This is a genomic window from Pseudarthrobacter sp. 902506025 (assembly GCF_040702325.1).
Classification (GTDB): domain Bacteria; phylum Actinomycetota; class Actinomycetes; order Actinomycetales; family Micrococcaceae; genus Arthrobacter.
In genome coordinates this window covers 131,379-157,070 of record NZ_JBFBKW010000003.1, presented here as the reverse complement: position 1 = coordinate 157,070, position 25,692 = coordinate 131,379, and the positions used below count along the sequence as shown (strand labels likewise).

The 25,692-nt window shown below is 66.2% G+C and carries 19 protein-coding genes; 11 read left to right on the top strand and 8 right to left on the bottom strand.

Annotated features, from left to right (window positions below; all coding sequences use genetic code 11):
* Positions 1-35 precede the first annotated feature (35 nt).
* From AB0280_RS07935 to AB0280_RS07915, 5 genes are read right to left on the bottom strand one after another with little or no spacing between them, the layout of a single operon-like run.
* Positions 36-1,328, bottom strand: coding sequence for a DUF58 domain-containing protein (locus tag AB0280_RS07935; protein ID WP_366366779.1), 1,293 nt, complete (start codon positions 1,326-1,328; stop codon positions 36-38).
* On the bottom strand, positions 1,328-2,341 hold the full coding sequence (locus tag AB0280_RS07930; RefSeq protein WP_159631551.1) for an AAA family ATPase: 1,014 nt from the start codon (positions 2,339-2,341) through the stop codon (positions 1,328-1,330). Before AB0280_RS07930 ends, AB0280_RS07935 begins: the two co-directional genes overlap by 1 nt.
* A complete protein-coding gene (locus tag AB0280_RS07925; protein ID WP_366366777.1) occupies positions 2,338-3,558 on the bottom strand; it encodes a DUF4350 domain-containing protein in 1,221 nt (406 codons plus the stop codon). The genes AB0280_RS07930 and AB0280_RS07925 overlap by 4 nt, the downstream gene beginning before the upstream one ends.
* A complete protein-coding gene (locus AB0280_RS07920; protein WP_366366775.1) occupies positions 3,555-4,193 on the bottom strand; it encodes a DUF4129 domain-containing protein in 639 nt (212 codons plus the stop codon). Before AB0280_RS07920 ends, AB0280_RS07925 begins: the two co-directional genes overlap by 4 nt.
* Entirely contained in the window at positions 4,183-5,190 is a 1,008-nt protein-coding gene (locus AB0280_RS07915) for a hypothetical protein (RefSeq protein ID WP_366366774.1), read from the bottom strand. Before AB0280_RS07915 ends, AB0280_RS07920 begins: the two co-directional genes overlap by 11 nt.
* Positions 5,191-5,841: 651 nt before the next feature.
* On the opposite strand from AB0280_RS07915, the gene mtrA reads away from it, so the two are divergent.
* From mtrA to secA, 7 genes are all read left to right on the top strand, one after another.
* The gene (mtrA, locus tag AB0280_RS07910; protein WP_159631554.1) at positions 5,842-6,516 is read left to right on the top strand and encodes an MtrAB system response regulator MtrA; all 675 of its coding nucleotides are present in this window, start codon (positions 5,842-5,844) and stop codon (positions 6,514-6,516) included.
* Between the two features lie 130 nt (positions 6,517-6,646).
* Positions 6,647-8,440, top strand: coding sequence for an MtrAB system histidine kinase MtrB (gene mtrB / locus AB0280_RS07905; protein WP_366367086.1), 1,794 nt, complete (start codon positions 6,647-6,649; stop codon positions 8,438-8,440).
* The gene (locus tag AB0280_RS07900; protein WP_366366772.1) at positions 8,437-10,152 is read left to right on the top strand and encodes an LpqB family beta-propeller domain-containing protein; all 1,716 of its coding nucleotides are present in this window, start codon (positions 8,437-8,439) and stop codon (positions 10,150-10,152) included. Before mtrB ends, AB0280_RS07900 begins: the two co-directional genes overlap by 4 nt.
* 135 nt (positions 10,153-10,287) lie before the next feature.
* On the top strand, positions 10,288-11,190 hold the full coding sequence (locus AB0280_RS07895; RefSeq protein ID WP_224026525.1) for a ComF family protein: 903 nt from the start codon (positions 10,288-10,290) through the stop codon (positions 11,188-11,190).
* A 144-nt stretch (positions 11,191-11,334) separates the two neighbouring features.
* The gene (hpf, locus tag AB0280_RS07890; protein WP_159631557.1) at positions 11,335-12,060 is read left to right on the top strand and encodes a ribosome hibernation-promoting factor, HPF/YfiA family; all 726 of its coding nucleotides are present in this window, start codon (positions 11,335-11,337) and stop codon (positions 12,058-12,060) included.
* Positions 12,061-12,108: 48 nt separating this feature from the next.
* Positions 12,109-13,320 carry a winged helix-turn-helix domain-containing protein gene (locus tag AB0280_RS07885; protein ID WP_307488447.1) on the top strand — a complete coding sequence of 404 codons (1,212 nt, stop codon included), beginning with the start codon at positions 12,109-12,111 and terminating at the stop codon, positions 13,318-13,320.
* Between the two features lie 99 nt (positions 13,321-13,419).
* Positions 13,420-16,161: a preprotein translocase subunit SecA gene (secA, locus tag AB0280_RS07880; protein ID WP_159631559.1), complete on the top strand. Its 2,742-nt coding sequence runs from the start codon at positions 13,420-13,422 to the stop codon at positions 16,159-16,161.
* 115 nt (positions 16,162-16,276) lie between these two features.
* On the opposite strand, the gene AB0280_RS07875 is transcribed toward secA, so the two are convergent.
* Positions 16,277-16,783 (bottom strand): Rv3235 family protein, encoded by a 507-nt coding sequence (locus AB0280_RS07875; protein ID WP_201302405.1) that lies wholly within the window; start codon positions 16,781-16,783, stop codon positions 16,277-16,279.
* Positions 16,784-16,867: 84 nt separating this feature from the next.
* Complete coding sequence (locus AB0280_RS07870) at positions 16,868-17,755, bottom strand: LysM peptidoglycan-binding domain-containing protein (protein ID WP_366366770.1); 888 nt, start codon at positions 17,753-17,755, stop codon at positions 16,868-16,870.
* 138 nt (positions 17,756-17,893) lie between these two features.
* Here AB0280_RS07870 and AB0280_RS07865 point away from each other — a divergent pair, with 138 nt between their 5' ends.
* Entirely contained in the window at positions 17,894-18,463 is a 570-nt protein-coding gene (locus AB0280_RS07865) for a hypothetical protein (RefSeq protein ID WP_307488449.1), read from the top strand.
* 5 nt (positions 18,464-18,468) lie between these two features.
* Here the strand turns inward: AB0280_RS07865 and AB0280_RS07860 are convergent, their stop codons facing one another.
* A complete protein-coding gene (locus AB0280_RS07860) occupies positions 18,469-18,684 on the bottom strand; it encodes a helix-turn-helix domain-containing protein (RefSeq protein WP_018768505.1) in 216 nt (71 codons plus the stop codon).
* 152 nt (positions 18,685-18,836) lie between these two features.
* Here AB0280_RS07860 and AB0280_RS07855 point away from each other — a divergent pair, with 152 nt between their 5' ends.
* From AB0280_RS07855 to AB0280_RS07845, 3 genes are read left to right on the top strand one after another with little or no spacing between them, the layout of a single operon-like run.
* Positions 18,837-19,478 (top strand): hypothetical protein, encoded by a 642-nt coding sequence (locus tag AB0280_RS07855; RefSeq protein ID WP_275179524.1) that lies wholly within the window; start codon positions 18,837-18,839, stop codon positions 19,476-19,478.
* Positions 19,475-20,779, top strand: a complete 1,305-nt coding sequence (locus tag AB0280_RS07850) for an AAA family ATPase (protein ID WP_366366767.1) — start codon at positions 19,475-19,477, stop codon at positions 20,777-20,779. Before AB0280_RS07855 ends, AB0280_RS07850 begins: the two co-directional genes overlap by 4 nt.
* Before the next feature lie 55 nt (positions 20,780-20,834).
* Positions 20,835-25,688: an NAD-glutamate dehydrogenase gene (locus AB0280_RS07845; RefSeq protein WP_366366765.1), complete on the top strand. Its 4,854-nt coding sequence runs from the start codon at positions 20,835-20,837 to the stop codon at positions 25,686-25,688.
* Positions 25,689-25,692: the final 4 nt, after the last annotated feature.

Below are 25,692 nucleotides of genomic sequence, written 5' to 3'. Positions count from 1 at the left end.
CCTGTTGCCTGCGGCGGCGCTGTCTGCCTCCGGCTTCACAATCTACCGGCAGCCTTGAGCCGGATGTACATGTCCGCAAGCCGGGGTGGCAGGTCGTGGGGCTCCGCGTCCACTACCTCTGCGCCGTAGCGGCGCAGTTCAGCGGTGACCGCCGCGCGCTGCAGGAGGGCGCGCTCGGCGGCAGCCGCACGAAACACTCCGGTGGCGTCGCTGCGTTCCCGGAGCATGGTGCCCAGCTGGGGGTCGCGGACCGCCGCCACCACCACCACGTGCTGGCTGGCCAGCCGCTCCGCCACGGGCAGCAGGCCTTCCTCGGGCGCTCCGCTGTCCAGCGATGTCAGCAGCACCACGAGGGACCGGTGCGCGGAGACGGCGCGGACCTGCGCCGGGACAGCCGGCCAGTCCATCTCGATCAGCTCTGCCTCCAGGGGAGCCATCGCCTGGACCAGCCGGCCCAGGATGTTGCCCTGGCCCGCGGAACCGGCGCGCGCCCGGGTCCTGCGGTCGAAGGCCACGAAGTCCACCCGGTCACCGCCCCGTTCGGCCAGCACGCCCAGGAGGAGCGCAGCCTCGATCCCGGTGTCCAGCCGGGTTTCGTCGGCAATCCTCGCCGCCGAGGTGCGGGAGGTATCCAGGACCATGACCACCCGCCGGTCCCGTTCCGGTCGCCAGGTCCTGACCACCACCGAGGAGCGCCTGGCCGTAGCCCGCCAGTCAATGGACCGCACATCATCGCCACGGACGTAGTCACGCAGGGAATCGAACTCCGTGCCGGCACCGCGGATCTGGACGGCGGCCTTGCCATCGAGTTCGCGCAGCTTCCGCAGCTTCGAGGGCAGGTGCCTGCGGGAATGGAACGGCGGCAGTACGCGCACCGAGCCGGGACAATCAATGGTCCGCTGCCGGGCTGCCAGGCGGAGCGGACCATAGGAACGGATGGTCACGTGCGGCGCAGCGAGGTCCCCCCGCCGGACCGGCCGGAGCCTGACCGCGAAGCGCCTGCTTTCGCCCGCCGGGACGTCGATGGCCTGAATGGGATTTTGGGCGCCCGCGGAAGGTTGCCACCCGTCCCTGAACGATCCCCGGAGCCTGCGGGTACCCCCGTTGCGGAGCGTGAGGACCGCCTCCACCGCGTTGTTGAGCGTGACGTTCTCCGGCTCCGTGCGTACCGCACCCACCCGCCTGGGGGATCCTGCCAACAACAGGTCGACGCCCAACAGGGCAACGAGCACGGCGGCCGTGGTGAACACGGTCAACCATCCCGGGAACAGCAGCACCGGCACCAGGCCCAGCAGCACCACCGCCACGAAGCGCCCCGAGACGGCCATCAGCGGGGAACGGGGACGGAGGCCAGGATGCTGCCCAGGACGTCGTCCACCCGGACCCCGTCCATTTGGGCTTCGGGCTGCAACGCCACCCGGTGCCGCAGGCAGGGCAGGGCCAGGGCCTTGACGTCGTCCGGGGTGACGAAAGGACGCCCCGAGAGCCAGGCCCAGGACCTGGATGTATTGAGCAGGGCAGTGGCACCGCGCGGTGAGACACCAAGCTGGAAGGAGGGCGCGGCCCTGGTGGCGCGCACCAGGTCAACGATGTAGCCGATGATTTCCGGTTCCACCGCTACCCGGTTGACAGCTTCCCGCGCACGTTCCAGGTCCTCGGCGCCCGCCACGGCCCGGACTCCGGCTGCTGCCAGGTCCCGGGGATCGAATCCGGCGGCATGCCGGCGGATGACCTCAATCTCCTCACCGCGTCCGGGCAAGGGCATGGTGAGCTTGAGCAGGAACCGGTCCAGTTGCGCCTCGGGCAGCGGATAGGTCCCCTCGTATTCCACCGGGTTCTGGGTTGCCGCCACCAGGAACGGGGCCGGGAGCCGCCTGGCGGCTCCGTCCACGGACACCTGCCGCTCTTCCATGGCTTCGAGGAGGGAAGCCTGGGTTTTTGGCGGGGTCCGGTTGATCTCATCGGCCAACAGGAGGTTGGTGAAGACCGGTCCTTCCCGGAAGCTGAACTCGGACGTATGGGAGTCGTAAACCAGCGATCCCGTGACATCGCCCGGCATGAGGTCGGGGGTGAACTGCACCCGCTTGGTGTCCAGGCTCAGGGCGGAGGACAACGCCCGGACCAGCAGGGTCTTGGCGACCCCCGGTACGCCTTCCAGCAGCACATGCCCCTGCGAAAGAAGGGCAATCAGCATGCCCGTGACCGTGGCGTCCTGTCCCACCACTGCCTTGGCCACCTCCCGGCGGACGGCAAGCAGCGCCTGCCGTGGGCCGTCGTCGTTCATTGGGCTGTTGGGGTCTGTGGGGTTCAGGACCCCCGGGCCACTGCTCTGTTCACTCATCGGGTCATGACCTCTTTCTCCAGTTTCTCCAGGGCCTGGGACCAGGCCACCAGCCGGGCTTCGGTTGTGGGGCGTTCATTGACCAGGGCGCGGACGCCGGCGGCGTCCCTGCCGAGGAGCCGGGCTGCCGCGGCAATCGTGTCCTCCGCGGTGGCGCCGGGGCCCAGACGCAGTTTTCCGGAGAGCCGCACCAGCAAGCCGGCGCGCAGGTTGTCCCGGGCCTGGTCGACGGCACGTGAATCCTGGTAGAGCCGGGCGCGGCCTTCCGCCGTTTCAACGGCCTTGACCACCACGGGCAACGGTTCGAACACCAGCGGCCCGTGCCGGCGGCCACGCCATATGATGGCGACCACCGCCACCAGCAGCAGCCAGGGGCCCAGGAAGCGGGCCCAGCCCGGTGCAAGGTCGTCGAGGGTTTTCCCGGACCCGTTGTCCGCTGCATCTTCGATCGAGGGCAGGTACCAGACGAGGTCCGGTGCCGCGCCGAGCAGCCGGACCGCCAGCGCGGCGTTTCCCAGCTCGTCCAGTTTGTCGTTGCCCAGGACCGCCGTGCTGCCCAGGACGGCCAGCCGGCCGTCACCGCTGACGGCAAGCATCCCGGCGGTTCCTGCCGCACGGTAGCAGGTGGTGCCGCCGTCGTACACGAATCCCTTGTGGCCCGTGACCTGTCCTGCCGCTTCCGCGTCAGGTTGGGTGCAGCCGGGGTCAAGGACCGGAAAGGCGTCGGGGACGACGCCGGCCTGGTGGATGCCGCTGTCAAGGGCGGCGAGTGTGTCCAGCCTGGGGGTGACCACCACCACGCGGCCAGCAGCAGCCATCAGGCCGGCCACCTGCTGCCTGTCCAGCACACCGTTCCTGTCATAGAGCAGGAGGGTGGGGGAGGAGCTTGAGTGCAGGTCGTCCAGCGCAGCGTCGAACCGGCCGGGCGTATGGACCGAAACTCCGTGCCGCCCCAGGATTTCGCCCAGCGCCCTGGCCCCTTCCGGTCCGGCATTGTGGACTGAAAGGGGCACCCTGTCACCCTTGGGCGCCAGCTGCGTACCGATGAGCAGGGCCACTGCAGCTGCCGCCACCGCTGCTGCTGCGGTGGCGGCACGGTGCTGCCGCAGCCACTTCTTCAACGTGCGGACGGGGACGTTCCGGCCTGTCGGCCCAGGTTCTTGGGACTGCCGGGTTCCTTGGGCCGGGTCCGTGCCGGCAATGGCGGGTCCGCTCATATCGGCGTCACCGTGCTGCCGGCGGCGGCGGGTTTCATGGCACCCAATGCCGCGTCCAGGGCCACCATTTCCTGGTAATCGCCGCTGCCCGCTGCCCTGTTTCCGTAGCGGATGCCGTCAAATGTGGCCGCCGCCCGGGCCAGGCGCCGGGATTCACCGGCGAACGGCACGGACAGCGCCTGCGCGGCCTCGTCCGCCGTCCTGCCTGGCTGCGGATCAAGGATGGTCCGGTCCTCGGCGCTGCGGACCACCGCACGGAAACGGTCGACGACGGCGTCCCCCCATTGTGCGGCCGCGGCTGCGGCTTCCGCGCGGTTCCGGTAGTCCCCGGCGGTCAGCGCGGTTTCCCTTTCGAACACGTCGCTGGCCTTCCGTGCCCGCGCGTTCAGCCGGGGGCGGGCAAGGAGGATGGCGGCGGCGATGATGACGGCAATGACGAGGGCGATGACGGGGCTGGGCACTGGTGCGGCGTCCCCGGGGGAGCCGTCCAGGGACTGGAGCCAGTCGAGGAAGTTCCGCCACAGAGCGTCCAGCCAGGAGGGGGCGGCGTCCCGGTATTCAGGTTTGGCCAACTCTTCTGCCGCCCATTGCCGGGCCTCGTCGGCTCCAGGGAGCACCGGCGGCTCAGCGGCCATACGGCCATGCCCCCGGCGCTGTGCCGTACCCGGGGTACGGGGTGCTCCCGGTCCCGGCGTTCCGGCCCGGGATCCCGTCGGGATCCGCTCCGGTCTCCAGATCGCGCAGCAGCACGATGTCCAGGCCGTCTTTGCGCATCCGCAGGTCCATATAGAGCAAGGCCATGACAGACGTTTGGAAGGCGTAGCCCACCGCACCCACCAAGGCGCCGACCACCGCGGTGATGATGCTGATGGTCACGGTAAGCGCCGCGTCCTGCCCGCTGCCGCCGTGCGGCGAGACGACTCCCGACAGGACCGTCGGCAGCATGCTTGCGGGGATCAGGACCACTTGGGTGATCACGGCGACCAGGATTCCCACCACCAGGGTGATGCCAAGGATGCGCCACCAGTTTGCCCGCGTGAGGGTCCACGAGCGGCGCAGTCCGGCCAGGGCGCCCAATTCTTCGATGACGACGGCGGCAGGCGCCACCATGAGCTTGATCGCCACCCAGAGGAACAGGACGGCGAAGCCCATCATCAGCGGGATGACCAGCAGCGCTCCCGCGCCGCGGACATTGGAGAACAGGAGCACGATGACAGCGAAGAAAAGCGCCATCGTGGCCACCGCGGCAGCCACCAGCACCGCGGCCAGCCTGATCAGCGCCCCGATCCGTGGACGCACCAGTGACAGCATGCGCCGGAAGCCGGTGGGCCGGTTCAGGACGGACCTTGCCACGGGGACCACCATGGCGCCCTGGAGAACCACGGACATGAAGACGGACAGGATGGACAGAAAGGCAAAGGTAACCATCAGCCCAATCCCGAGGGACGCGACGTCGGCTCTGCTGGCCGTCCGCGCCCAGGATTCAATCGACCCGGACGACGTTGCAACGACCCCAGTAAGGACTGCGGCGAGGATGGCCGACAGGGACTGGGCCAGGATGCCGGCTCCCAGCATCGCTTTGGCGTTGCGCCGGATGCCCTGGAACGAGCCATCCAGGATTTCCCCGAACATCAGTGGACGCAGCGGGATGATGCCGGGCTTTGGAGGGGCGACATAGCGGGGTTGTCCGTAGGGGGAGGCTCCGTAAGGCGCGCCGGGGTATGGCGCACCGGGGTATGGCGGACCGGGGTACTGCGGGCCGGAGTGCGGCGCTTCAGGGTAGGGGTACTGTCCACGCTGTTGCCACTGGGGCGGTTGCGGCGGCTGCTGTTGCCAGGGCCGCCGCTCCTCCCACCCGGGTGCCTGCTGCGCCGGATGCCTTGGCGCCCCCTGCTGTCCGGCAGCGGATTGTTGTCCTGGGCCGGGTTGCCGGCCTGCGTCGGGTTGCTGCCCTGCCGGTGGCGCCCACGGCTGCTCCCAGGCAGGTGCTGCCGGGCTGTGTCCCCCGGTGCCGGCGGACCCGCCGTCGTCATGTCCGCCGTCGTCATGCCCGCCGCGGGGCCACCCCGGCGTTGGCTCCCCGCGCTCCGGCTCCTGTGCTGACACTGATTTCCTCCCCCATATCAGTCCGCCCGCCCCGCGGGCCGCCCGCCGGAAGGCGCGCACCGGCAATGCAGGGCATGACCCCAAGACTATAGTTCCGCCGTCGGCCGGCCTAGTGTCCCGCCATGCCGGGAAGCCGCTCAACAGGACAAACCCATCCCGATAAGGGAATATATAGCTATGAAGGCACGCATTCTGGTGGTAGATGATGACGAAGCGCTGGCCGAGATGATTGGAATTGTCCTCCGTAATGACGGCTTCGAGCCGGTCTTCTGCGCCGACGGCGCCCAGGCCCTCGACGTTTTCCGGTCATCGCGGCCGGACCTTGTCCTGCTCGACCTGATGCTTCCCGGCATGGATGGCATCGAGGTCTGCCGCCAGGTCCGCGGCGAATCCGATGTTCCCATCGTCATGCTGACCGCCAAGTCCGATACCTCAGACGTGGTCCGCGGACTGGAATCCGGTGCTGACGACTACGTGCCCAAGCCGTTCAAACCGGCCGAACTGGTGGCACGCGTGCGCGCCCGCCTGCGCCCCGGCGACCAGAAGGCGCCCGAAACGCTTAAGATCGCGGACATCACTATCGACGTCGCCGGGCACACCGTCAGCAGGGGCAGCGAGCGGATCTCCCTGACGCCGCTGGAATTCGATCTGCTGGTGGCACTGGCCCGCAAGCCCTGGCAGGTCTTCACCCGCGAACTGCTCCTGGAGCAGGTCTGGGGCTACCGCCACGCCGCTGATACCCGCCTGGTCAACGTCCATGTCCAGCGCCTGCGGTCCAAGATCGAGCAGGACCCGGAAGCTCCGGAAGTTGTATTGACGGTGCGTGGTGTCGGCTACAAAGCAGGGGTCTGACCCCGCTGCGCAGGACGGGCAACCCGGCCGGCGCGCAACGCCGCACGCCGGTGATGAAGGTTTGAGCAGCGGCGCCGGGCAGGACAGCCCATCCCAGGGCGGCGACGAGGCCGACGTGCCCGGACCTTCCGTGACTCCCGGTCTTCGGCATGTTGCCTTCCGCGCACGGATCTGGCAGCGCCGCGCCGTGATCGTGGCGCTGCGCGTTGCACGGCTGGTGCGGACCGGAGTCCGCCGTTTCCTCCCGGGGCTGAGGTACCTTGGGCGGGCGCTGCAGCAGCGCTGGCGCCGGTCCCTGCAGTTCCGGACCGTTCTCACCACCCTGATGCTGGCCGTGACGTCGTTCGCCGTGGTGGGTGCCTACCTGTCCAACCAGATCGCCAACAACCTGTTCCAGGAGCGGCTGACGCAGGCCGAATCCGAGACACGCTACAACGTGAAGCAGGTTCAGGAGACGTTCGACGGCGCCCAGGTCACCGACCAGTCGAGCGTCATTACCCTGGTCTCGGACACGCTCAGCGCCGTGGAAGGGCGCGGTTCGGTCATCCAACGGCGTTACGTCTTCGAGGCGATGCCCAACCAGACCAAGCCCCGCAACCGCTGGGTTGAATCGCGCGCGTCGGACCAGCTGACGGTCAGCGTCATCCCCCCTGAGCTGCGCAAAGCAGTGCAGGAGTCCGGGAAGGACCAGTACTGGGCATCCACTGTCATTCCCGTGGGGACCGAGGACCGGCCGGGAATCGCCGTGGGCAACAAGGTGACCTTCAACGGCACCGTCTACGAGCTGTACCTGATCTACGACCTCAACACCGCGCAGCAAACTCTGAACGAGATCCAAAGCGTCCTCTGGGCCGGCGGTGCGGTCCTGGTCCTGCTGATTGGCGCCGTCGCCTGGTATGTCACGCGCAACGTGGTCAGCCCGGTGAGTCACGCCGCCATGGTTTCCGAGAAGCTCGCGGCCGGCCAGCTGCAGGAGCGCATGGTGGTAAAGGGCGAGGACGAAGTGGCCCGCCTTGGTGCCTCCTTCAACCACATGGCAGCCAGCCTGCAGGAGCAGATCACACAGCTGGCCACGTTGTCGCAGATGCAGCAGCGCTTTGTGTCCGACGTTTCGCACGAGCTCAGAACTCCGCTGACCACCGTCCGGATGGCCGCGGAAGTTCTCTACGACGCCCGGGACGACTTCGACCCCATCAACAAACGGTCCGCCGAACTGCTGTACAACCAGGTGGAGCGGTTCCAGTCGCTGCTCTCCGACCTGCTGGAAATCAGCCGCTTCGATGCAGGCGTAGCGGTCCTCGATGCTGAACCCGAGGACCTGCTCCAGGTGATCGCCCACGTCATTGAGGGCGCGGCCCCGGTCGCGGCCGAGTATGGCTCGGACATCCTCTACGCGGCCCCGGACGATGCCGTGATCGTGGAAATGGACGCCCGGCGGATCGACAGGATCCTGCGGAACCTGATCCTGAACGCCGTGGAGCACGGTGAGGGCAAGCCGGTGACCGTCACGGTCGCGGCAAACGAGACGGCAGTGGGCGTTTCCGTCCGGGACCACGGGATCGGAATGGACCCATCGCAGGCGGCCAGGGTCTTCGACAGGTTCTGGCGTGCCGATCCCGCCCGCGCCCGCACCACGGGAGGCAGCGGCCTGGGACTGTCCATCGCCATGGAGGACACCAAACTGCACCATGGCTGGCTCCAGGCGTGGGGCAGGAAGGGCGATGGCGCCAACTTCCGGCTGACCCTTCCGTTGCGCCAGGACGGCGAAATCACCGAGTCACCCGTTCAGCTGGAACCCAGGGACGCCACCATACCCGGAGCGCCGGGAACCATCCCCGCGGAACAGGACTACAAGAACATGCTGCTGCTGCAGACTGGTGCGGCCGGTCCCGCTCCAGTCCGGCCTCCCGAGGAGACACCATGAGGGCCTCGATGCGCCACGCCAGGTACCCCGCGGCACTGCTCGCGCTGCTCATCGTCCTCCTGTCGGGCTGCGCGCGGATCCCCACCTCGGGCCCGGTGGGGAAGAGCAGCGAAAGCAGCGCCGGCAACGTCAACGCGCCCGTCTTCCTTCCCGCAGCACCCCAGGCCGGTGCGTCCCCGGAGACAATCATCGACTACTTCTACCGGGCCGGCAGCGGCTACGAGGACGACTACGCCGTTGCCCGCCAGTACCTCACGCAGGCGTCGGCGGTGTCCTGGAAGCCGGACAAACGCGCCCTGGTTTACCGGGAGGCGCGCGTCGTCCCCACAGCAACGGAAAACGTCTTCAACTACGAGCTGGACGTCTCCTACACAGTGGACGCCGACGGCATCGCCACCCAGTCGCCGCCGGGAACAGTGGAACGCATTCCGGTGACGGTGACCCAGGTGGACGGCGAGTGGCGGATCTCCGCGATTCCGGACGGGACCGCCATTGCCGAGGAAACATTCAAGGTGATCTACGGCGCCTACCCCATCTACTTTTACGACCCCACGTTCACCTACGCCATCCCGGATGTCCGCTGGTTCCTGAAGAACAAGACCGTCAAGGCCATGACCAGCGCGCTGCTGGCCGGCCCCGCCCCCTACCTCCGCGGCGCCGTCGCCAGCGCATTCCCCTCGGGAATCAAACTGGCCCGTGAGTCAGTCCCGGTAGTCTCCGGGGCCGCCCAGGTGGACCTGACGGCAAAGGAGCTGACGGAAACCTCGGCGGAGGACCGGCTGCGCATGCAGATGCAGCTGACTTTGACGTTCCGCAGCCAGCCGGATGTGGTCAACGTTGAGCTGCGCGCCAACCAGGACCTGGTCCGGGTGGAGGACAACGGGTCCGTCCTTCCCCCGGTGCTGGATAAAACAGTGCCTTCGCGCCAGATCGCCATCAGTGGCAACGATCTGGTGCGCTACGAAAACAACCGCGTTTCCCCATTGCCCGACATGCAGCCCGTCTCTGCGCTCAACCCGCGCTACCCTGCGGAATCGCCGGTGTCGCAGACCGCCGCCTTCCTCAATGACGGACGCACCACCCTGTACAGCATCAGTCCGGGCCAGCCGGCGCGTTCCCTGACCACCCGGAGCACCCTCAGCCGGCCGTCCTTCAGTATCAACGACTGGGTATGGACCGCCGGACCGGGTGCAACGGGTACCACCGAAGTCGTGGCGTTCCATCCAGCGGGAGTTGCGGAAGGGGCACCTGTCCCGTCCGTGACGCTGGCGCCATCATGGCTTGCCGGCCGGACGGTGAAGGAGTTCCGCATCTCACGCGACGGCGTGCGCGCCCTGGTCATCTCCGAGCAGAACGGGAAGTCCAAGGTGCAGGTGACCGGCGTGATCCGCGCCGGCGACGGCACACCGCGCGAACTGACCGCGCCCATCACTCTGGTCAGCGCCGGCGATCCTGACCAAGGCGTGTGGGTGAACGGAACCACCGTTGCCGTCATGAAGGAGGCAGCCGGTGCGAACGTCACGCCGGAGCTGCTGTCCCTCACCTCCGGACAGCCGCAGCAGCTGGCTCCCTGGCCCGGCCTGGTTGCCATCAGCGCCGGAAACGGTGCAGACGACATCTATGTCCAGTCCGGAGAGGGTATCTTCCAGCGCCTCGGCAACGGCTGGTCGCCGCAGATCAAGGGTCCCATCGACCCCGCGTTTCCGGGCTGACCCCTGTCCTCCGACTTGTCCACATAGGCGCCCCAGGCCCTCCTGATGCCCGGGCATCTGATGCATGCTGGGGCAGTGAACGGAATATCCGGCGGAAGCGGAACAGCTGGACCTGGCCGGCAGGGGACCCGACGGATGGACCCCGACCTTGAACCGCCGCCGCCCTGGCCGGCACTGCACAGGGCTGAGCACGCCGCAGCGCTCCTGCGCCTTGCCGACTGGGTGTCCGGCGCGGCGGCAGATCTCCTCGCCCTGGCGGTGCCGGTGGACTGCGTCTGCTGCGGGGCCGAAGACCGCACCCTTTGCGCCCCGTGCGGCAGCCGCATCCGCCAGCTGACCAGGGAGCCTTTCCGTGCGGAAAGCGGAGCCCCCGCGCTGATGGATGTCGACGGGACCATCATGCTGCCGGTGGTGGCCGCGGGGGTGTACCGGGACGAGTTGGCCCAAGGCCTGCTGTCATTCAAAAGGCACGGCCAGCACCAGCTTGGGAGAAACCTTGGCCGGGCGCTGGCCGTAGCAGTCAGGGCAGCCGCCCGGGGCAGCAGCGGGTTCCTGCTGGTTCCGGTGCCCACCGGCACCGCGGCGTACGTCAACCGGGGGTTCAGCCCCGTCCATCTGCTCCTGAAGGAGGCCGCACGGCAACTGCCAGGTCTCGACGTCGCGGATGTCCTGGGCAAGAAGCCCCGGGTCCGTCTGGAAGGGCCAAAGGCTCTGGGCGGCCAGAAAGGTCTGGGCGGCCAAAAAGGTTTGGGCAGGGGCGCCCGCTCGCAGCGCGTCAGGGGTTCCATGCAGGTCACATCCCGCGCCCGAACCAAGGTCGTGGGCCGTCCCTGCATCATTGTCGACGACGTCCTGACAACCGGCGCCACCATCGGAGAAGCAGCCCGTGCCCTGCACCTGGCCGGAGCCCAGGTGAGGGGCGCCGTCGTGCTTGCCGCGACACGCCCGCCCGCTGCGGGGGACCCCGGCACGCCCGCCGCCGGCCCGCACGGAAGGAGCCATGACTTAGAAAAAAATAAACCGGGAAAGGATGAATAACAGGTGGCTATGAACTAACGTCGGTGGTGGGTACCAAGAACAGAATGTACCTTTCGATGGCGGCTCGGAGAGGGGCTCGACTGTCAAACAGCCCGGCCCAGGGAAGTGCCGCCGTCGTGTCACCGAAGTCATTTGGAGGGCACCATGGAGTTTATGATCAGCGGACGAAATCTGACTGTTTCAGACCGGTTCCGCGAATACGCCGGGGAAAAGATCGCAAAGATCGAATCGCTTGGCGACAAGATCCAGCGGGTGGATACGAAAGTCTCCAAGGAGACCAACGCCCGGCAAACCGGCGACCAGTTGACCGTTGAAGTGACAGTCCTGGGCAGGGGCCCCGTTATCCGTGCCGAAGCGAGCGCCGCAGACAAATTTGCCGCCTTTGACCTCGCCTACAACAAACTGCTTGAGCGCCTCCGGCGCGCGAAGGACCGCAAAAAGGTCCACCATGGCCGCCACACGCCCAAGGCCGTCCGTGAAGCTACCGCCTCCCTGGAACCAGCCAGCGCGCACGAACCGCTCTACCTCGAGGCCAACCGCAGGAGCGAAACAGCGCAGGCGCCGGAGGAAAAGTCCCCCTACGATGTCGAGAATGACATCCCGGCCGGGAGCTCGCCGGTACTGATCCGGCGCAAGGTCTTCCCCGCTGCGTCCATGACCCTCGACGACGCCGTGGACAACATGGAGCTCGTCGGCCACGACTTCTATCTTTTCGTGGACAAGGCCACCAACACGCCGTCCGTGGTCTACCGCCGCCGCGGCTGGACCTACGGCGTCATCACCCTGGACCACGAATGCGAGCCAGGCGACACTGTCGTGGAGGAAAAGGTCCTTGCCTACCGCTCCGACGACGCAGCCGCCACTGTCTGACGTACCTGCCAACGTCCAAGGTGGTACCAACCACCAGAGAGGTCTGAATTGTCGGCAACGCTGAGCCTTGACCAGGCCCGGCGGATCGCGCTGGCAGCGCAGGGACTCCACAAAGGACGGCCCACCGGCCCCGTGACAGCACGGACGGTGGGCCGTACCTTTGCCCGTCTCCAGCTGGTCCAGATCGACTCCGTAAACGTCCTGGTCCGCAGCCACTTCCTGCCCTTCTATTCCCGCCTTGGCAACTATGACCGGGACATCCTGCAGCGCATGTCCGCCAGCCACCCGCGACGGATGTTCGAATACTGGGCTCACGAAGCCAGCTACATCCGGCCGGAGCATTACCAGGACCTCCTTCTCTGGCAAAAGCGGGCCTGGGTGGGCGCGTCCCGGATGGACCCCGTGCTCCGGGACGATGTTGCTGCCAGGATCCTGGCGGTCCTCGCCCGCTCCCGGCCCATGACGGCATCTGAACTGACGGCACGGATTGGGCATGTCGAAGAGAAACAGGCGGACAACTGGGGATGGAACTGGAACGCGGTGAAACGGGTCCTTGAACACCTCTTCGAAGCGGGTCTGGTGTCGGCGGCCTCCCGGACCGGGCAGTTCGAACGCAGGTACACGCTGACCTCCAAGGTCCTCCCGGATGCGGCCGCCGCGGCAGGGGAGAAGGATCCCGAGGCTGCACTCCGGCGCCTGACCGACGCGGCCGCCCAGGCCCACGGAATCGGCACCATCCGCTGCTTCGCCGACTACTTCCGGACTCCGGTAAAGGCCACAGCCCTGGCTGTGGAGCACCTGGTGGAGCAAGGCAGGCTGGAACCCGTCACTGTGGCGGGCTGGAACCGGAAGATTTTCCGGCATGTCGATTCGCTGCTGCCGCGGCGTGCCACCGGCCGCGCGCTCTTGAGCCCGTTCGACTCCCTGGTCTTTGAGCGGCGGCGCCTTTCCGAGCTGTTCGGCTTCCATTACCGGATCGAGATCTACACCCCGGAACCCAACCGGCGCTTCGGCTATTACGTGCTGCCGTTCCTGCTGCGTGACAGGATCGTGGCACGGGTGGATTTGAAAGCGGACCGGGCCGCCGGCCGGTTGCTGGCGAGGGCCGCGTTCGCCGAGCCCGACGCACCGGCGGATACCGCCGTCGAACTTGCCGCCGAGCTGAAGCTTATGGGCCAGTGGCTTGGCCTGCCGGATGTGGAAGTGGGGCCGGCAGGGGACCTCGCCGCCCGGCTGGCGCAGGAGCTGGCACGTCCGTAGGGAGTATCCGCTCTCAGGGAAAAGGGGCACCAGCGGCGTGTCTCTCCCGTAGACTGAACACGCCAGAATTCGGCGGCATCAGACTGGGAGCATCTTCACGTGGCATCACTTATCGAAAAAATTCTCCGCACGGGTGACAAGAAAACACTCCGGCAGCTGCGGAACTATGCCGATTCCATCAACGCCCTCGAAGACTCATTCAAGACCTTTACCGACGCCGAACTGCGCGAGGAGACGGACCGCCTCCGCGCCCGCCACCAGGACGGCGAGAAGCTCGACGACCTGCTTCCGGAGGCCTTCGCAGCAGTGCGTGAAGCGTCCTCCCGCACCTTGGGCATGCGCCACTTCGACGTCCAGCTGATGGGCGGCGCCGCCCTGCACCTGGGCAACATCGCTGAAATGAAGACCGGTGAAGGCAAGACCCTGGTGGCGACCGCTCCCGCCTACCTGAATGCCCTTACCGGCAAGGGCGTCCACGTGGTCACGGTCAACGACTACCTCGCCGAATACCAGTCCGAGCTCATGGGCCGTGTCTACCGCTTCCTGGGCCTGACCAGCGGTGTCATCCTTGCCAACCAGGATCCCGCCGTCCGCCGCCAGCAGTACGCCGCCGATATCACGTACGGGACCAACAACGAGTTTGGTTTCGACTACCTGCGCGACAACATGGCATGGGACCGGACCGAACTTGTCCAGCGCGGCCACAACTTCGCCATCGTCGATGAAGTGGACTCAATCCTCATCGATGAGGCACGCACCCCGTTGATCATCTCCGGACCTGCCCAGGGGGACACCAACCGCTGGTACAGCGAATTCGCCAAAGTGGTGCTCCGGCTGCAGCCCGAAAAGGACTACGAGGTCGACGAAAAGAAGCGCACGGTGGGCGTCCTGGAGAGCGGGATCGAAAAGGTGGAGGACTACCTCGGCATCTCCAACCTGTACGAGTCCGCCAACACCCCGCTGATCGGGTTCCTGAACAATGCCATCAAGGCCAAGGAACTCTTCAAGCGTGACAAGGACTACGTCATCCTGGACGGCGAAGTGCTGATCGTGGACGAGCACACCGGCCGCATCCTGGCCGGCCGCCGTTACAACGAAGGCATGCACCAGGCGATCGAGGCCAAGGAAGGCGTCGAGATCAAAGCCGAAAACCAGACCCTGGCCACCGTGACGCTGCAGAACTACTTCCGTATGTACGGCAAGCTTTCCGGCATGACCGGTACCGCTGAGACTGAGGCGGCCGAGTTCATGAGCACTTATAAGCTGGGCGTCGTGGCCATCCCCACCAACAGGGACATGCAGCGGATCGACCAGCCGGACCTCGTGTTCAAGAATGAGGTTGTAAAGTTCGACGCCGTGGTCCGCGATATCGCCGAGCGTCACGAAAAGGGCCAGCCCGTCCTGGTGGGCACCACCAGCGTGGAGAAGAGCGAGTACCTGTCCAAGCTGCTCGCCAAGGAGGGCATCCGCCACGAGGTCCTGAACGCCAAGAACCACGCCCGCGAAGCTGCCATCGTCGCCCAGGCAGGCCGGAAGGGTGCCGTCACTGTGGCCACGAACATGGCAGGCCGCGGTACTGACATCATGCTGGGCGGAAACGCCGAATTCACGGCCGTCGCCGAACTCGCCAAGCGCGGGCTGGATCCTGAGGAGAACTCCGAACAGTACGAAGCCGCATGGCCCGCAGCGCTTGAAGCCGCCAAGCAGTCGGTCAAGGACGAACACGAGGAAGTCCTGGACCTCGGCGGCCTGTACGTCCTGGGCACCGAACGCCACGAGTCGCGACGCATCGACAACCAGCTCCGCGGCCGTTCCGGCCGCCAGGGCGACCCGGGTGAATCCCGGTTCTACCTGTCGCTGACCGACGACCTCATGCGCCTCTTCAACTCCGGGGCGGCGGAACGGCTGATGAACAGCTCCGTGCCGGACGACGTTGCGCTGGAATCAAAGCTGGTATCCAGGGCCATCGCCTCTGCCCAGGGACAGGTGGAAGGCCGCAACGCCGAGCAGCGCAAGAACGTGCTGAAGTACGACGACGTCCTCAATCGCCAGCGCGAAGCCATCTACAGCGACCGCCGTCGGATCCTGGAAGGTGATGACCTGCACGAGAAGGTGCAGTACTTCATTGAGGACACCATCACTGCCCTGATCGACGCCGCCACCGCGGAAGGGAACGGCGACGACTGGGACTTCCACCAGCTGTGGACGAACCTGAAGACGCTCTACCCTGTCAGCGTTACTCCCGAAGACATCATCGAGGAGGCCGGTGGCAAGTCCAGGGTCACCGTGGAGCTGTTGAAGGAGGAGATCCTTTCCGACGCCCGCCTGGTGTACCAGGCCCGCGAGGAGGTCATCGGCTCCGAAAGCATGCGCGAGCTCGAGCGCCGCGTGGTCCTCTCCGTCATTGGCCGCAAGTGGCAGGAACACCTCTACGAGATGGATTACCTCAAGGAGGGCATCGGCCTGCGCGCCATGGCGCAGCGTGATCCGCTGGTGGAGTACCAGCGCGAAGGTTTCGCGATGTTCCAAAGCATGATGGAAGCCATCCGGGAGGAAAGCGTCGGCTTCCTGTACAACCTTGAGGTCGAGGTGACGCCGGCCCAGGATGTCGTAGTCCAGGACGCCGCCGGCGGACACACTGAGCACGTGGACCCGCAGGTGCATGCTGCCGGACTTGAGGCCCCCGAAAAGCCCGCGCAGTTGCAGTACACGGCTCCCAGCGAGACCGGCGGAACACAAACCCGGGTGGAAACCCGGGCAGGAAGTGGACGCTCCGGCAACCCTGCCAAGGCAGCTGCCCAGGACGCCGCCAAGCGCCCGGCGAAGAAGAAAAAGCGCTAAAACACAGCCGTAAACACACACAGGCGTTGATGGACAGGGCAGGGGCCGATGGGCCCCTGCCCTGTCTGCATGGTGCACCATGTGCTCTCGGGTGCGCACCAAATTACCCAACGGCTTAGCCGATGACGAGTTCAACGATGCGCCAGACCTGCTTGCTGCGCTCAAGCCGGACGGCAACGGCACGAGCCCGTACGTCATCCACCACGACGGCACTTGCCTCATAAATTCCCTCGGCCACCTCGCACACCCGCACCGAGCGGACTGTGGAGTTTCGGTGGAGCCGGGCCAGGGCGGGGTTGCCCGTCCTGGTTAGCTCGCGCCTGATCAGCGCGGCCCGGTGCTGCAGCGATGCCAGGCACCGCGGATCCAGACGGCGCGCCAGCTGGTGTATGGGACGGATCCCTGCCAGGACCTCCATGGCGGCCTGAACCGTTCCGCGGGTAATGGACCTTACTTCCGCAGCTTCACTGACGGGCCTCAGGGACGATGGGTCCGCGGCGCGGGAACGGCCTGCGGTCACCGCCGTTGTTGACGCTGATGCGGTTTTCCCGAGTACCCTCCCGCCGTTTACGGTGTTGGCAGCCAGCCGCTGGGCGGTCTGGACAGGTGTCACTGCGGTCATGGTGTTCCCCTTGGTTCGAATAGCGGAGTAGCTGATGGTCTATTGGCTGGCCTGGCGCCGGCGCAGCACCGAAAGCGTCAGTGGCTATGGCGCCTGCGGCGCCTGGAGGATCTGTCCCGGAAGCAGGACATCCGGGCTCCCGCCGATCAGTCCGCGGTTCGCTGCGTACCACCGCGGCCATTCAAGGGCTATGTCCACATCCGATGCCTCCGGCCCCAGCTGGGCCGCCACGATGTCCCATAGTGTGTCGCCGGCAAGCACGGTTACCGGGCCCGCCCCGCCGCCCGTTGCCCCCGGATCCGGCATCGCGCCGGCGGCGGTCCTGGCTTCCGGTGCTGCGAGCAGGCCCGGCTCCACCACCGGGGAGGCCGGTTGCCATCCCGGGTTGGGCGTGGCGGGGGTGGGCTTGTCCGCCGTGGATTGCCATGCCGGCGACGCGGCTTCCCGGCCGGGTGGTGGCACCTCAGCTGGGCCTGGTTGGACAGAGAAATGCATGGCCGGGCCAGTGCCCTGGCGGGGTGTCGGAGCAACGTGCGCGGCTGCAGGGCTGGCGGAAGCCGCCGAGGACTGTTCGTGCGTGGGTGTCCACTCCGGCCCCGGCGCGGTGATGGCCGCATGTGCCGCGGCACCGGCCATCAGCTGCATCGAAAGAGCGGCAATCACAGCCCGCTGCATGAATGCAGGTGAGAGCCGGCGGGCGGTCGCGGCAGCCCGGTTCCGGCCCAGCCGCTCCAGCAGGACGGAGGCTCCAGCAGCCAGCATCGAAAATGCCCACCACAGCAAAAGTCCGAGGCCGGCCGCTGTTGCGGCCGCTGCCAGGAGGACCTCCACGGTCCACCCCTGCTGATGGGTAGCGGCGTCCTGCCACTGCGCCAGCTGGCCCGCTCCCAGGATGCAGAGCACGATTCCAAGCACGAGCAGGGCCAGCGCTGTTGCGGCATCCGACCTTCCCGTCCTACCGGAGTGACCCATTTCAACCGCCTTGACGTCGTTTGATGCTGTTTGATGTCGATTGAGACAGTCTGAACCGCCTAAGCGCGTTTTGTCCAGACGTTGGAGTGAAATGAGGGGCGCGTTGACGGGCGGGGCAGGGGAACCTACGCTGGCGGGATGCGCTGGGATGCACTCTTCAACGACATGGAAAGCCAGCTGGCGGAGGCTGACCGGCTGGCGCTCGAGAGCGAGATCAGTGAGCGGACGCGGGCCGAGATGGTTGGCCTGCGGCTCGATGACAGGCTGCGGGCGGCCGTTGGTTACAGGATCACGGTCCACCTCCTGTGCGGCGAATCGGCGCAAGGGGAGCTGACCCATGTTGGAGCTGATGCGCTGGTCCTGGATGAAGAACGGCGCCAGGTGCTCATTCCCTATGCGGCCGCTGCCCGGTACGTGGGCCTGGGCAGGCATGTGCGGACGGAGGACTCCCCGGTCCGCCGTTCAATCGGACTTGCCCATTCCCTGCGTGCCCTTGCCCGGGATAGGACGGAGGTGACCGTGACGATTGGCGGGGGAGTCGGAGCCGCGCGGGTGGAGGGCGTCATTGACCGGGTTGGCCGGGACTACATCGACCTTGCCGCGGTGATTCCGGGCGAGGCAAGGAGGACCCAAAGCGTTGGCCAGGTGTCAGCGATACCTTTTACGGCGCTGGCGATGATCAGGTCCCATAAGGCCGGCGGAGCCTAAGGGCGTCACACTGACTTGGAGCGGGACTCCTGGATCATGCGGCTGGCCTCGGCATAGCGTTCCTCGATGTACTGCTCCAGCATCTTCTCCTCGACGCGCCACTGCCCGCGGCCGCCAACCTGGATGGCCTTCAGCTCCCCGCTGCGGACCAAGGCGTACGCGGCGGGGGAGTTGATCTGGAGTTGCTCGGCGACGTCTGCGAGCGTGAGGAACCTTGGCATATGCCCATTTTGCCATCACATGACGTTGTTTGTGCCCGTTTTCCACAGTTAGCCGGTATTTAGGCAAATGACTTTTGTTCCCGGTCCCTGGCGGTAACAATGAGGAGTCCGGCCAGAGTGGGCAGGTCCGGTGTACCTAGGGGGAGAACGGCATGGTTCCTGATTCAAGCGCCACGGCGCCACGGCTGAAGCGCCCGTCCTGGAAGGACCCGCGGTTGCTGGTGGGCATTCTCCTGGTCCTGGTCTCCGTCGCCGGGGTTACTTTCCTGGTCGGCAGCGCAGACCGCACCACCGAGGTCTTCGCGGCGCGGGACGGCATTGCCGTGGGTGAGCGCCTGACAGCGGAGAACGTGGTTCGCGCGAAGGTCCGCCTGGGCGACACGGAGCAGCACTACATCACCGTGGAGGACGGCCTGCCCCAGGACGTCGTCGCCGTGCAGCGGATCGCCAAGGACCAGCTGGTTCCCAGGTCAAGTCTTGGGGAGGTGGACCGGTTGGACCGTAAGCCGGTGGCGCTCAACATCGCGCAGACTTTGCCGTCCCAAGCGGTTGCTGGTGCGAGGGTGGACGTCTGGGTGGCGCAGCCGGATGCAAAGAACGGGTTCAGCGAGCCGAAACTCATCCTTCCCGGAGCTGAAATCGCTGAGGTCACCACCGGGTCCACTGCCCTCGGATCGTCAAAGACCACCGTGCTGATGGTCCTGGTGGAGGACAAACAGATGCCTGCGTTGCTGGGTGCCCAAGCCAACGACGCGAAGATATCCGTTGTGTGGAATCCGGGCGGGGCCCGATGAGTATCCCGGTTGTCACCGTTGGCCAAAGCCGGGAGGACCTGGTGGGCGGCCTCGAAAGGCTGCACGGTCCGGTGACAGTGGTTCGACGATGCACCGAACTTCCCGAGCTTCTCGCTGCCTGTCAAAGCGGTCTGGCAAGGGCGGCCGTAGTGGCTGAGGGGTCCGACGGATTAACTGCTTCCCTTGTTGACCGGCTTGGAGCTGTTGGGGTGGCGGTCATCGCGCTGACGGACAATGCCGAGGAGGCGGCCAGGCTCCGCAAAATTGGTGTCGCCTCGGCGCTGACGGGAGTGGAGTCAGCGGAGCTTTCGGACAGGATCGCCGATGCCGTTGCCCAGCTGACAGGTGCGGCCCGTCCCGCCATCCTGAGCGCGGGAGCTGACACCGGAGCTGCGCTGGCCATGGACCCCGTGCAGCCTGGACCTGATCCGGAGGGCGAACCGGCGGGCAGGCTCATCGTTGTCTGGGGTCCGGCCGGGGCGCCTGGCAGGACCACTGTGGCGGTGAACATCGCCGGCGAGATGGCTGCCGATGGCCGGGATGTCCTGCTGGTCGACGCGGACACCTACGGTGCAAGCGTCGCGGCGGTGCTGGGTCTCCTGGATGAGTCGGCCGGGCTTGCCCAGGCGTGCAGGCTTGCCGACCAGGGTTTGCTGGACCCGGACGCCCTCAGGAAGGTGGCCGCCACCGTCGCAACTGCATCCGGGACGTTCCGGGTGCTTACGGGAATAACCCGCGCGGACCGCTGGACCGAGCTGCGCGCCACTGCCCTGGCACTTGTTCTTGAACGGGCGCGGCAGATCGCGGACGTTGTGGTGGTGGATACCGGCTTTTGCCTCGAAGCCGATGAAGAGCTGAGCTTCGACACCATGGCGCCGCGGCGGAACGCCGCGACGCTGCGTCCCCTGGAACTGGCGGACGAGGTCTACGCCGTTGGTGCGGCTGATCCCGTGGGCTTACCACGGATGGTCCGTGCGCTTTCCGAACTCGAAGGCGCTGTACCGCAGGCCTCACCCACTGTCGTCATGAACAAGGTGCGTTCCTCCTCCGTGGGCAGAACCCCGGAGCGCCAGTTGCGGGATGCCTGGGAACGGTACGGTCCCGCGTCGGAACTCAAAGTGTTCCTGCCCTACGACCCCGGCGCCGCCGACGCAGCACTCCTTGCTGGGTCACTGCTGCTTGAAGCTTGCCCCGACTCCGCGCTTCGGCGCGCCATCCGTGAACTTGTTTGTGCACCAGCCCAGCGAAATGCGAAATCCTCTGTATTTTCTTCCACACCACGGCGAAGGGCAAAGGACTAGGCTCGCCATAAGAGCTGCAAAGGTGCGGCGAATATCTCTGATGGAGGCGTTGTCGATGTCGTCTGGATCCAGTGTGGAGGACCAGCCCCTCTCCATTGAAGGCCTTGAAGGCTTCATGGGGGACTACTACCAGCACCTGGCTGAGGAGGATGCCCGAAGCTACCCACGGGACGTTCTGGAAGCCCGTGCCGAGGAACACCGCCGGGCAGCGTCCGTGCGGCAGCCCGGGCAGGCGAAGATATCGATCATTGATGAAGAGGACAGCAGCGTCGTCTTTGTGGTCACCGACGACATGCCGTTCCTGGTCGACTCCGTCAACGCCGAACTTGTCCGGCAGCACGCGGCCATCCGGCTCGTGGTCCACCCGCTTTTTGTAGCCACCAGGAACCGGGAAACGGGAGAACTGGTCAAGGTCAACAGGGTTCCGGCACATCTGGGCATTTCCAGCGGGGACACGGCGGCAATGCCCAACCTTTCCCACCTCATTGCGCAAGGTGAAAATGCCTCGCACATGGAGTCCTGGATCGCCGTCGAAGTCCACCGGGTTTCCGACGAAGCGAAGACTTCCCTGCTCGCGGGCCTGACCCGCGTCCTGAACGATGTCAGGGCTGCCGTCGAGGACTGGCCAAGGATGCGCCAAAAGGCGCTGGAGATCGCCGAAAGCCTGGACAAGGTGGCCAACTCTGCGCAGATTGCCGAATTGCGGCAGGCCAAGGACCTGCTGCGCTGGCTGGACGACGGAAACTTCACGTTCCTGGGCTACCGCGAATACGATCTGCTCAACGTCGACGGCGAAGACGTCCTGGAACTGCGCGAGGACAGCGGCCTCGGACTGCTGCGGGCAGCCGCGGACTCCCCGCACATCCAGCACCTCACCGATACCGGCCGTAAAAAGGCGCGGGAAAAGCGCGCCCTCGTCATCACCAAGGCCAACTCGCGGTCCACCGTGCACCGCTCGGCCTACCTGGACTACATCGGCATCAAAAGCTTCGACGCTGCGGGCAACGTCAACGGCGAGCGCCGCTTCATTGGCCTTTTTGCCACGAGCGCCTACGCCGGCTCCGTCCGCGACATCCCCATCGTCCGGGAAAAGGTGGATGCTGTCCTTCAGAACGCCGGCTTCCCGCCGGACTCGCACTCGGGCAAGGACCTGCTGGGAATCCTGGAAACCTACCCACGCGATGAGCTGTTCCAGATCGAAATCCCCGATTTGGCCGCAACCGCGCTTGGAATCCAGAAACTGCAGGAACGGCGCCGTACCCGGCTGTTCCTGAGGCCCGACATCTACGGGCGTTTCATGTCCGCCGTGGTGTACCTGCCCCGGGACCGGTACACCACCAACGTCCGGCTTCGCATCGAACAGGAACTTCGGGAGACCTTCCAGGCAGTCTCGATCGACTACGAAGCCCGCATGACCGAATCGGCACTCGCGCGCCTGTTCTTCCGCATCCGGCTGCCCAAGGACGCCGACGTCAGCCATGTCAACAGCGACGAGCTGGAAAAGCGGCTGGTCCGGGCGGCAAGGTCCTGGAGCGAAGGCATCGCGGAGGTCCTGCGCGAGGGCCGGGACCCAGCCGAAGCCAAGGAACTGGCTGCCACCTGGGCCGAGGCGTTCCCTGCCAGCTACCGGGTGGACTACGAAGTAGAGGACGCCCTCGAAGACATCGCGCGGTTCGAAAAGTACGGGGCCGCCGCCGAGCGGAGTGCCGGGGCACGGCAGGACCGTCCCGGAGTCCACGTGTATCTTCCCGAAGGCGCCGGTGCAACACTGGAGGAAGACGCGCGGGTAAAGCTCTACATGCTGGAGCCCAAGAGCCTGAGCCAGATCCTGCCATACTTTCACAATCTCGGCCTCGAGGTCCTGGACGAGCGGCCCTTTGAAATCGAAACAGCAGACCACCGGGACTTCTTCCTGTACGACCTGGGGCTGAAGTACCCGGCGGGAGTGGACCCCCTGTCCACGGGCGGGCTCCTTGCCGACTCATTTGGCGCGGCCGTCACCGGTGCTGCGGAATCGGACAACTTTGACCGCCTGGTGTTGCGGGAAGGCCTGCAATGGCGGCAAATCACCGTGCTGCGCGCCTACGCCCGGTACATGCGCCAGATGGGCAACAGCAGTTCCTTCGGCTTTATGGCGGACACGCTTCTGGCCAACGCGGATGTGACCCGGGGGCTGAGCGCCCTCTTCGCGGCCCGCTTCGATCCCTCCATCAGCGATGGTGAACGCGCTGAGGCCCAGGCTTCGGTGCGGCAGGAACTGGCAGCGTCCATCGAAAAAGTCGCCACTCTCGATGCTGACCGCGTGCTGCGCACCTTCGTCAACCTGATCGAGGCCACCCTCCGCACCAACTTTTACCAGAACAAGCCGCACCTGAGCTTCAAGCTGGATCCCGCCCACATTGAGGGGCTGCCGTTCCCGCGGCCCATGTTCGAAATCTGGGTTTACTCCCCGCGCGTCGAGGGTGTGCACCTGCGGTTCGGCAAGGTTGCCCGCGGCGGCCTCCGCTGGTCCGACAGGCGGGAGGATTTCCGCACGGAAGTCCTGGGCCTGGTCAAGGCGCAGACGGTCAAGAACGCCGTCATCGTGCCCACGGGAGCCAAGGGAGGCTTCTTCGCGAAGCAGCTTCCGGATCCTGCAACCGACCGCGCGGCCTGGATGGCCGAAGGCGTCGAAAGCTACAAGACGTTCATCCGCGGGTTGCTGGACCTTACTGACAACCTCCTTACCGAAGGCGACGGCGAACGGCTCGTGCCGCCGTCGAACGTTGTCCGGCATGACGACGACGACTCCTACCTTGTGGTCGCGGCGGACAAGGGTACGGCTACTTTCTCCGACATAGCCAACGGACTGTCCGCGGAGTACGGCTTCTGGCTGGGGGACGCATTCGCCTCCGGCGGTTCCGTGGGCTACGACCACAAGGCCATGGGCATCACGGCGCGGGGCGCCTGGGAATCGGTGAAGCGCCACTTCAGCGAGCTGGACCTGGATACCCAGACCGAACCTTTCACCGTGGTTGGCGTGGGGGACATGTCCGGCGACGTATTCGGCAACGGGATGCTGCTGTCCCGGCACATCCGCCTGCTGGCGGCATTTGACCACCGGCACATCTTCCTGGACCCCAACCCGGATGAGGCAGCCTCGTTCGCGGAGCGCCAGAGGCTGTTCGACCTGCCCCGGTCGTCCTGGGACGACTACGACAAGTCGCTGATCAGCGAAGGCGGCGGTGTCTTTGCCCGCCAGGCCAAGTCCATTCCCGTGTCGCCGCAGGTCCGGGCCGCGCTGGGGCTTCCGGCGGAAACCGCTGAGCTCAGCCCGCCGGAGCTCCTGCGCGCCATCCTGCTGGCGCCGGCTGACCTGCTCTACAACGGCGGAATCGGAACCTACGTCAAGGCGTCTTCCGAGTCGAACGCCTCCGTTGGCGATAAAGCAAACGATGCCATCCGGGTCAACGGCCGGGACCTGCGGGTCAAGGTAGTGGGTGAAGGCGGCAACCTGGGAATGACCCAGCGCGGCCGTATTGAAGCAGCGCTGCAGGGGGTCATCCTCAACACGGACGCCATCGACAACTCCGCCGGTGTGGACTGCTCCGACCATGAGGTCAACATCAAGATCTTCGTTGACCGGATGGTTGCCGCCGGCAAGCTGCCGGCGGGGGAGCGCGCAGACTTCCTGGCCTCCATGACCGATGAAGTGGGCCGCCTGGTTCTCGAAGACAACATCGACCAGAACATCCTGCTCCTGAACGACCGGACGCGCGTGGCGGAGTGGAGCCCAAGTTACGAGCGGCTCATGGACTGGCTGGAGAAGAGCGCCGACCTTAAGCGCGACCTTGAGGCGCTGCCCACGACGGAAACGCTGCGGGAACGGCTGCAGCAGGGTCAGGGACTGACGTCTCCGGAGCTCTCAGTACTGGCCGCCTATGCGAAGATCGAGCTGGCCTCGGCCCTGCGGGACAGCGACCTCGCTGATGACCTCTGGTTCCGTGACACCCTGCGGTCCTACTTCCCGCACCAGCTGCGTGAACGTTTCGACGCCGAACTGGACACGCATCCGCTGCGCCGCGAAATCATCGCCACGGTGGTGGCCAACGACATGATCAACCTTGGCGGCATCACGTTTGCCTTCCGGGTGATGGAGGAAACGTCCGCCAGCGAAGTTGCCGTGGCCAAGGCGTTTGTGGCGCTGCGCGAGGTGTACGAACTGGACGCGATGGTGGGGGAGCTGAACAGCCTGCCTGCCTCGTTCCCCACGGAGCACTGGAGCACAGTGCACCTGGACATCCGTCGGCTCCTGGACCGGGCGGTCCGCTGGCTGCTCAGCCAGGAAAGTGTTTCACGCCCCATTGCCGAGGTGGTGGCAGAGTTCAAGCCGCTGATGGATCCCATGCGGGCCCGGCTGCTGGACTACCTCCGCGGCGACGACCGCGATCGCGTGGCGGCGTGGCTGGCGAAGGGCCGCGAGTGGGAACTCCCGGAAGGCCTTGCGCTGCGCTGGGCCGAGCTGTTCGAGAGCTTCGTGCTGCTGGACATCGCCAAGATCGCCCGCTCCCGGAAGGACCGTGTAGAGGAGATTGCGGCCGTTTACTACACCGTGTTCAACCGGTTCCACGCGGACTCGCTGCTTGAACGGATCAGCAGCCTTCCCCGGCAGGACCGGTGGCAGGCGCTGGCACGGGCAGCGTTGCGCGATGACCTGTACTCAACGGTGTCGGACATGACGACGGCGGTGCTGGACGCAACGTCCGCCACCGGGTCGCCGGACGCGCGGCTCAAGGACTGGGAGGCTCAGAATGCCGAGCAGCTGGGCCGGGCAAAGAGCATGTTCGATGAGGTGAACGCACTGGAGGCCGACGACATGGCCTCACTGTCGGTAGCATTGAGGCTCTTGAGGTCAATCGTCCGGCGCTAGGAAG

What these genes read in the sequence shown, in the direction of transcription:
- AB0280_RS07935 (WP_366366779.1), bottom strand. Translation starts at nt 1,328, where the DNA reads ATGGCCGTCTCGGGGCGCTTCGTGGCGGTGGTGCTGCTGGGCCTGGTG.
- AB0280_RS07930 (WP_159631551.1), bottom strand. Translation starts at nt 2,341, where the DNA reads ATGAGTGAACAGAGCAGTGGCCCGGGGGTCCTGAACCCCACAGACCCC.
- AB0280_RS07925 (WP_366366777.1), bottom strand. Translation starts at nt 3,558, where the DNA reads ATGAGCGGACCCGCCATTGCCGGCACGGACCCGGCCCAAGGAACCCGG.
- AB0280_RS07920 (WP_366366775.1), bottom strand. Translation starts at nt 4,193, where the DNA reads ATGGCCGCTGAGCCGCCGGTGCTCCCTGGAGCCGACGAGGCCCGGCAA.
- AB0280_RS07915 (WP_366366774.1), bottom strand. Translation starts at nt 5,190, where the DNA reads ATGTTCGGGGAAATCCTGGATGGCTCGTTCCAGGGCATCCGGCGCAAC.
- mtrA (WP_159631554.1), top strand. Translation starts at nt 5,842, where the DNA reads ATGAAGGCACGCATTCTGGTGGTAGATGATGACGAAGCGCTGGCCGAG.
- AB0280_RS07900 (WP_366366772.1), top strand. Translation starts at nt 8,437, where the DNA reads ATGAGGGCCTCGATGCGCCACGCCAGGTACCCCGCGGCACTGCTCGCG.
- AB0280_RS07895 (WP_224026525.1), top strand. Translation starts at nt 10,288, where the DNA reads ATGGACCCCGACCTTGAACCGCCGCCGCCCTGGCCGGCACTGCACAGG.
- hpf (WP_159631557.1), top strand. Translation starts at nt 11,335, where the DNA reads ATGGAGTTTATGATCAGCGGACGAAATCTGACTGTTTCAGACCGGTTC.
- AB0280_RS07875 (WP_201302405.1), bottom strand. Translation starts at nt 16,783, where the DNA reads ATGACCGCAGTGACACCTGTCCAGACCGCCCAGCGGCTGGCTGCCAAC.
- AB0280_RS07870 (WP_366366770.1), bottom strand. Translation starts at nt 17,755, where the DNA reads ATGGGTCACTCCGGTAGGACGGGAAGGTCGGATGCCGCAACAGCGCTG.
- AB0280_RS07865 (WP_307488449.1), top strand. Translation starts at nt 17,894, where the DNA reads ATGCGCTGGGATGCACTCTTCAACGACATGGAAAGCCAGCTGGCGGAG.
- AB0280_RS07860 (WP_018768505.1), bottom strand. Translation starts at nt 18,684, where the DNA reads ATGCCAAGGTTCCTCACGCTCGCAGACGTCGCCGAGCAACTCCAGATC.
- AB0280_RS07855 (WP_275179524.1), top strand. Translation starts at nt 18,837, where the DNA reads ATGGTTCCTGATTCAAGCGCCACGGCGCCACGGCTGAAGCGCCCGTCC.
- AB0280_RS07850 (WP_366366767.1), top strand. Translation starts at nt 19,475, where the DNA reads ATGAGTATCCCGGTTGTCACCGTTGGCCAAAGCCGGGAGGACCTGGTG.
- AB0280_RS07845 (WP_366366765.1), top strand. Translation starts at nt 20,835, where the DNA reads ATGTCGTCTGGATCCAGTGTGGAGGACCAGCCCCTCTCCATTGAAGGC.